9 protein-coding genes are annotated in these 7,020 nt (G+C 68.1%); 4 read left to right on the top strand and 5 right to left on the bottom strand.

The window, feature by feature from the left end:
- Positions 1-69 precede the first annotated feature (69 nt).
- From ABGA94_RS09235 to ABGA94_RS09220, 4 genes are all read right to left on the bottom strand, one after another.
- Positions 70-1,416 (bottom strand): virulence factor family protein, encoded by a 1,347-nt coding sequence (locus ABGA94_RS09235; protein ID WP_375367088.1) that lies wholly within the window; start codon positions 1,414-1,416, stop codon positions 70-72.
- Positions 1,417-1,494: 78 nt separating this feature from the next.
- Positions 1,495-2,112 (bottom strand): DUF998 domain-containing protein, encoded by a 618-nt coding sequence (locus ABGA94_RS09230; protein WP_005418159.1) that lies wholly within the window; start codon positions 2,110-2,112, stop codon positions 1,495-1,497.
- Positions 2,109-2,282, bottom strand: a complete 174-nt coding sequence (locus tag ABGA94_RS09225) for an oxidoreductase-like domain-containing protein (protein ID WP_049415754.1) — start codon at positions 2,280-2,282, stop codon at positions 2,109-2,111. The genes ABGA94_RS09230 and ABGA94_RS09225 overlap by 4 nt, the downstream gene beginning before the upstream one ends.
- 49 nt (positions 2,283-2,331) lie before the next feature.
- Positions 2,332-2,934: a hypothetical protein gene (locus ABGA94_RS09220; RefSeq protein ID WP_005418163.1), complete on the bottom strand. Its 603-nt coding sequence runs from the start codon at positions 2,932-2,934 to the stop codon at positions 2,332-2,334.
- A 229-nt stretch (positions 2,935-3,163) separates the two neighbouring features.
- Here ABGA94_RS09220 and ABGA94_RS09215 point away from each other — a divergent pair, with 229 nt between their 5' ends.
- Positions 3,164-4,315 (top strand): transglutaminase-like domain-containing protein, encoded by a 1,152-nt coding sequence (locus ABGA94_RS09215; RefSeq protein WP_065179251.1) that lies wholly within the window; start codon positions 3,164-3,166, stop codon positions 4,313-4,315.
- Positions 4,316-4,322: 7 nt separating this feature from the next.
- On the opposite strand, the gene ABGA94_RS09210 is transcribed toward ABGA94_RS09215, so the two are convergent.
- A complete protein-coding gene (locus ABGA94_RS09210; protein WP_010482882.1) occupies positions 4,323-4,658 on the bottom strand; it encodes a zinc ribbon domain-containing protein YjdM in 336 nt (111 codons plus the stop codon).
- Positions 4,659-4,838: 180 nt separating this feature from the next.
- Here ABGA94_RS09210 and ABGA94_RS09205 point away from each other — a divergent pair, with 180 nt between their 5' ends.
- From ABGA94_RS09205 to ABGA94_RS09195, 3 genes are all read left to right on the top strand, one after another.
- The gene (locus ABGA94_RS09205) at positions 4,839-6,200 is read left to right on the top strand and encodes an Hsp70 family protein (protein WP_111129550.1); all 1,362 of its coding nucleotides are present in this window, start codon (positions 4,839-4,841) and stop codon (positions 6,198-6,200) included.
- Positions 6,201-6,429: 229 nt separating this feature from the next.
- Entirely contained in the window at positions 6,430-6,723 is a 294-nt protein-coding gene (locus tag ABGA94_RS09200) for a YkgJ family cysteine cluster protein (RefSeq protein ID WP_080104338.1), read from the top strand.
- 11 nt (positions 6,724-6,734) lie between these two features.
- Positions 6,735-6,917: a hypothetical protein gene (locus ABGA94_RS09195; RefSeq protein WP_005410566.1), complete on the top strand. Its 183-nt coding sequence runs from the start codon at positions 6,735-6,737 to the stop codon at positions 6,915-6,917.
- The last annotated feature ends 103 nt before the right edge of the window (positions 6,918-7,020 follow it).

Here is a 7,020-nt window from a genome sequence, read left to right as displayed (position 1 = left end):
ACCCGCGCCACCCGGCAGGTGTCGACCTTGGGCGACACGGCGGCGACAGTGGTCGGGCATGGCTTGACGCTACGCCCCGCCCTTGAGGATCACCTCGGCCAGCCGATCATAGTCACCGCCGAAATGGTGGTCGCCCGGCAGCTTCACCCGCTTCACGCCGTCATTGGCCGGCAGGTCCGGGCACAGTGCGTCCTCGTCCTTGTCGCCATATACGCACAGGGTTCTTTCCGCCGGCAGCCTGGCCACTTCCGGAGCGATCGGCAGGCCATCGCCGCCACCGCCCAGCCAGTTGCTGACGTGGAATTCAAAGTCGGCCTTCCTGCCTACCGACAGCAGCACGATACGATCCAGCGCTGCGCGGGTATCGGCATCGAGCTGGTTGATGGTCGCCGGCAGCACGTCGGCGCCCTGCGAGAAACCGATCAGCATCACCTTGTCGCGGTGCCACTGCTGGCGGTAGTGGTCGATGATCTTCTGCAGGTCAGCGGCGAAGCCCTTCGGCGTGCGCTCGCTCCAGAAGTAGCGCAACGAGTCGATGCCGACCACGGCCACGCCGTGCTCGTTGAGCGACGACGCCACGTCCTTGTCCAGGCCGGCCCAGCCACCATCGCCGGAAACGAATACCGCCAGCGTATCGCCGCTACCGGTCGCCGGTACTTCCACCACCGGCAGGCCTTTCAGCGCGGCCGGCGGCGGTGCCAGACTGACCCCGGCCTGCGCGCCGATCACCCGCGCCGCGGCCACCAGACCGGGTGAGGCATCACCGCGCGCGGTTCGCTTGAATTCGCGTGCCATGGCGACCTGCTGAACGAACCGACTGGCCTCGCCCACCTTGCAGCCGTGATCGCCAGCGGCACTCAACCACGGAAAATTCAGTTCGGCGGGCTGCAGCGTGTTGTGCTTCACACCATCGCCGCAGACCATGCGCTCATGGTTGTGGTCCGGGCAGAAGCCGGTGGTCAGCAGGCCGGCAAACACCTGGGTGTCGGCCTGCGCCGCGAGCGAATAGGCCATCTCGGCACCCTCGCCGTCACCGCCGACCAGCGGCAGGTGGTAGCCGGGCAGATGCAGGGACGCCTGCAGCCAGCGCGAGAAGTTCTCGACGTCACCGGCGCCGAACGAGCAGGTCGGATCACCCTCGCGCTTGAGCACCCCGCGCAGGTGCGCGATGTCCACAGCGGCAACGATGGCGCCGTCGGCACGCAGGGCTTCGATCGGCAGGCGGCTAGTGTCACCCCCTGGGGAGGGCTCGTGGAACCAGATCACCACCCGCTGCGGCGTGCCGGCCGGCATGTGCACCGGAATCTGCTCGAACCGCCCGTGGCTGAACTGCTGCACGTTGGCCGCCGCCATTGCCGGCAGCGCCGCCAGCGCCAGAACCACACCCATTGCCCTGCCCAGCCCTGCACGCTTCATATCGCATCCCCGATGGAATGCGCACACGATACGCCGCCACCGCGTGCACGGCACGTACCGGTGCAGGCCGTTGGCGATTCAGTCGGCCGTGGTACGCCGACTGCGCCGGTACAGTGCCAGCGCCAGGTACAGCAGCCAGCCTACGATCACCACGATCACGACCTTCTGGCCCAGCCCGCGCGGCGGACCGGCGCGCCACAACACATGCAGCCACAACAGTACGAACGCCAGCCAGGCCCAGCCCCAGAGCAGGCTCGCGGCGGACTGCCAACCCGGTTCGCGGCGCAGGTACCAGGCCTGCAGCAGCATGCCGACGCTGGCACACAGGAACGCCGTGTTGGCCGCCAGCCCATGGATGAACGGTGCCAGCAGCGGCGTCGCTTCCGGCAGCCAGCTGTCACCGATGGCGACCGTGGCCAGGCCCAGTGCCGAGACAGTGAACAGCAGCGGCGCCGCCGCGCTGCGCCGCGGGCCGACGCTGCCCCGGTAGAGGCTGATGCCGAGCAGGGCGATCGCCAATGCCAGCAGGCAGTAGGCCGCGCGCAATGCCAGCCCCCACGGCCCGTGCAGATAGAGGCTGAGCGTGGCCCGCACCCAGTCCAGATCGGTGCGTGCGAACTGGGTCCACAGCGCGGTGGCCACGAACAGCAGCAGCGCCGCCAGCGCCAGCAGTGCCGCTGGGCGCGCGCGGCTCATGTGGACGCCTCCGGGTGCCGCGCCAGCCATTCGGCCAACGCCTTGCGATAGCGCTGCAGCTCGTCGGCATACAGGTCCAGCACACATAGCGGGCAACCGCTGCCGCAACATTCGTTCGGACCGGGCTCTTCCGGCGGCAGCGGACGGGGATCGGGATCAGGGACGGACACGGTTGGAAGCGGCAATCGATGGAAACGGGCCCCAGTGTACCGGGCTGGTTCAGCGGCCCAGCTGCCGGCGCAGGTTGTCGCGCGCGGCAGAGTCGAGGCGCTGGTGGAAGAATTCGCTGAGGAAGATGCGCGGTGCACGCAGCAGGCCCTGCAGGAAACGGCGGCGGCCGGCGCGATACAGGAAGCCTGGCACCACGCCCTTGTACTCTTCGGCCACGCCGCGGTCATAGGCGCTGAACACCGGCTCCGGCGCGGCCAGGATCGCCATGTCGCAGTCCAGGAACAACGCGGCCTCGGCATCGACATCGTCCGGGGCGAGCTCGCCATGGCGGGCAGTCAGCAGGATCAGCTGCTCGACCCGGGCCGCGTCGACCATGGCAAGTTCCGGCGCCTGTGCGATCGCCTGCAGGGCCAGCTGCGCCGAACGCGCTTCGTTGTCCTTTCGCCCCGCCACATAGATCGCATCGTGGTAGAGCGCGGCCAGGTAGACCTCGGCCGGCTGCTGCCAGCCTGGACCGTCGGCAACCTCCTGGCAGTGCTGCAGCACCGCACGCACGTGGCCGAAGTGATGGTAGGCACGTGGTGGCGTTGCATAGCTGTCCTGCAGCGCCTGCCACTGCGCCGGAGCGAGCGTCAGCGGGGAGAAGTCCATGACCGGATCATCCCGCCTGCGCCGGTAGCGGGCAAGCCGGCCATTTTTTCACCACACCCTCACAACGCTCTCCGCACGGGGCCCCAACGCGGTTGTCCACAGCTTTGTCGAGCGCTGGTCCACACCGGCTGTGGATGAACGCGCGGACCGACCAGCGGTCACTGCAGGGGTGCGCGCACAGGTCTACACTCGCCTCAGGCGGGAGCGCCCGCCGCTGCCGGGAGCCGTCATGTACCGTCCTGCCGCCCGATCCGTTCTGCTCGCATTGGCCGCATTGGCGGCACCCTCCGCGATCGCACTGAACCCTGACGCGAGCGAAGCCCCTGCGGTCGCTGCCAGCACCACCGCGCCGACGATTCCAACACCGCAGCAGGTGTTCGCGATTCCACCGGCCATGCTCGATATGCTGCACACCCAGGTGACCCGTCGCAGCTATTCGCGCGAGCAGCGCCTGCAGGCGCTGGTGGAGATGATCTTCGACCGCCATGGCATGGACCTGCAGTACGACGCCGACGCGACCCTTACTGTCAGCGAGATCTGGCAGCAGCGACGCGCCAACTGCCTGGCCTTTACCCTGATGTTCGTCGCACTGGCACGCGAAGCCGGCATCCAGGCGCGCGTGCAGGAAGTTGGCCAGGTGGTGTCGTGGTACCAGGACCAGGCCCAGGGCCTGGTCTACAGCGTAGGCCACGTCAATGCCGGGGTCGGCTTTGCCGGCCGCTTCGCCACCGTCGATCTGGATCGCAATGTGCTGTACGACCGCCGCGGGCCGCTGCCGATCAGCCAGGCGCGGGCGTTGGCGCACTTCTACAACAATCGCGGTGCCGAACGCATGGCCAGCGGCGACCTGGCGGGCGCACGTACCTTCTTCGATACCGCGCTGGCGCAGGACGGCAGCTTCGCTGCCACCTGGAACAACCTGGGCGTGCTGGAAAACCGCACGGGCGATACCGCCGCTGCACGCCGGGCTCTGGAAAGGGCGCTGCGACTGGACGGCCGCCAGGATGCTGCACTCACCAACGCCAGCGCCCTCTACCGCAAGCTCGGCATGATTGCGCAGGCCCAGGCGCTGGAGCAGCGGTTGCAATCGGTGCAGCGCGAAGACCCATTCGCGCAGTACATGCTCGGTGCCGAGGCCGAACGCGCCGGGCAACTGCAGCAGGCGATCCGCTATTACCGGCAGGCCGTGCGCCTGTACGACACCGCGCACCAGTTCCACTTCGGGCTGGCGCGGGTCTATTTCCTGGCGGGCCAGCTCAAGCACGCCGATCGTGAGCTGCTGCGTGCACAGGAACTGGGCGGGGCGCCGCAGCAGGCGCGCTACCAGGCCAAGCTGGACAGCCTGGCCCGCTGGCGCGCACAGCAGCAGGCCCGGCGCTGAAGGCCGGTCAGGCCTTCTTGAGGAAGCAGGTCTTCAGGACCAGGCCCTTGATCTTGTCCGAATTGCCTTCGATGTGCTCGGCATCGTCCTCGACCAGGCGGATGTTGCGGATCACGGTGCCCTGCTTGAGCGGGATCGAGGAGCCCTTCACCTTCAGGTCCTTGATCACGGTGACGGTGTCACCGGCCTGCAGGGTATTGCCGTTGCTGTCACGCACGACCAGGGTCGAACCGGCACTTTCCTCGGCGGTCCATTCGAAGCCGCAGTCGGCGCAGATCCACAGCGCGCCATCGGCGTAGGTGTTTTCCAAGGTGCACTGCGGGCAGGCAGGGGCAGAAGACATCAGCAAGTACCTCAAAGTGAATCAACAGCTGCCATTGTAACCGCCCGGCTCCCCCGGCATTTTCCGGGCAGTACGCCGCGACCTCCTTGACCCGGCCCGGAACAGGAAACCGCGGGACCTTGCAGTCAGCGGCGAACTGCAGCAGAGTGCGCGGCCCCTGATCGCCCCCCGGAACTCCCCATGCGCCTCGGCATCGACTTCGGTACCAGCAACTCCGCCGCCGCCATCGTGCATGAAGGAAAACTGCTGCCGATCCGCTTCGGCGACGCCGAGCAGTTCCGTACCAGCGTGTACTTCCCCGGCGTGGTGCCCGACCCGGATGACTTCCAGCTCGATGACGGCCAGGAGCACCAGCTGCAGCAGATGATCGACAGCGCTGCGCGTGCGGCGCGCGCCGCCGGCCAGCAACGCACGCCGCAGGCGCTGCGCCGCGAAGCCCTGCGCGCGCTGCGCCGGGAATGGATGGAAGCCCGTGCCGGCAAGGAACGCAGTGCCAGCGACCTGCTGCAGAATGCGGTCTACGGTGACGAAGCGCTGGAAGCCTATTTCGAGGAACACGAAGGCAACCTGGTGCAGAGCCCGAAATCGATGCTCGGCTACAACCTGCACCCGCGCGCCAAGCAGACCATCACCGGCATCGCCGCGCACATCCTCGAACACATCCGCCTGACCGCCAGCGCCCAGCTCGGCCAGCCGCTGCGAGCGGCCCTGCTTGGGCGTCCGGTGCAGTTCCGCAGCTCGATCGGTGCGGCCGGCAATGACCAGGCGCTGGACATCCTGCGCGAAGCCGCCAGCCAGGCCGGTTTCGACCAGATCGATTTCCTCGAGGAACCGGCCGCGGCGGCCATGCACTATCACGCAGAAAGCCGCGAACGGCACCAGGCCGTGATCGTCGACATCGGCGGCGGTACCACCGATATCGCCCACGCCGAAGTCGGCGGCGACGACGCCCCGCGCATCCACCGCGCCTGGGGCATCGCCCGCGGCGGTACCGACATCGACCTGGCGCTGAGCCTGTCCAGCTACATGCCGCTGTTCGGCCGCGGCATCACCCGCGTGCCCGCCCACCACTATGTGGAAGCGGCCACCGTGCAGGACATGACCCGCCAGCGCGACTTCCGCCAGCACAAGTATGACCATGTCGACAATCCGTGGGGCGCGCGCCTGCAGGCCCTGCAGGACACCGGCAATACCGCCCGCCTGTACCGCGACGTCGAGCGCGCCAAGATCGCCCTCAGCGCCGCCAGCGAACATCGCAGCACGCTGGACTACATCGCCCGCGACCTGCATGCCGACAGCAGCTCCGACGGCCTGGCCGCAGCCGCGCATGGTTATCTGGAGCAGCTCCGGGAGCTGCTGGCCCAGGTCCGCAGCGACATCGGCGGCGACCCGGACGCGGTGTTCCTGACCGGCGGCATGTCCCGCGCCGGGTATCTGCGCCAGGCCGTTGCGGAGGCCTTCCCGGGCGCCCGCATGGTCCACGGCGAGCCCTCGCTGGGCGTGGTCCAGGGCCTTGCTTTGGCGGCAGCAAGCCAGGATTAACAAAACGTTACGCGATCTAAGTTACTCTTGGTCGGCTAGAACCCTGCTGCACCTTCCACCGGCCACGCCGGTGTGTGTCCACGGTGCAGCCTGGCCCGCCCTGCGGGCCTAGCGGCCATGCCTTCCTGGCTCGTTCATGGTCCGCGTACCACCGGAGCCGCCATCGAGACCCGCTTTGGGCACCCGCCAGGCCCCTGAGGCCTTACAACCTGACGCAGCACATGCACCCATCGACTGCCGCCGTTGTGACGCGGTCTGTTGCCGGCTGCCCGTGTTGCTGCAGCCCGGCGACCACGTGCCCGGCCAGTTCCTGTCACGCGACACCCACGGCCGTGCCGTGATGGCGCGCAACGAGGAAGGCTGGTGTGCGGCGATCGATCCCTATCACCTGCGCTGCACGATCTATTCGCAGCGCCCGGCGATCTGCCGCCAGTTCTCGATGGGCGGCAGTGACTGCCGCCGTGAGCGGCAGGACTACCTGCGCCAGGCCGATGCCTGGGCGCTTTCCTCCCCTTCCACCTGACAGGAGCAACCATGCCCCGCAAGGCAAAGACCCCCGCGAAGGCCAGCAACAGCATCCGCAGCGAACGCAAGGGCGCGGCCGCCAGCACCGTGGTCAGCAGCGATTCGATCGCTTCGGACCTGGCAGCGTTCCGCAAGGCCGGTGGCAAGATCGAAGTCCTCGGCACCACCTGGGCGCTGAAGAAAGCCAGCTGACCCAGTACCGACCGCGGCGGCGCTGCCGCCGCGGCCTGCCGGATCGCGCTCAGCGATCCAGGCTTACCCGAACACTGCCCGAATGCGACTGGATGCGGATATC

The sequence above is a fragment of the Stenotrophomonas sp. 3diitr2024 genome (assembly GCF_042136455.1).
GTDB lineage: Bacteria > Pseudomonadota > Gammaproteobacteria > Xanthomonadales > Xanthomonadaceae > Stenotrophomonas > Stenotrophomonas sepilia.
This window is presented reverse-complemented; position numbering and strand designations above follow the sequence as displayed.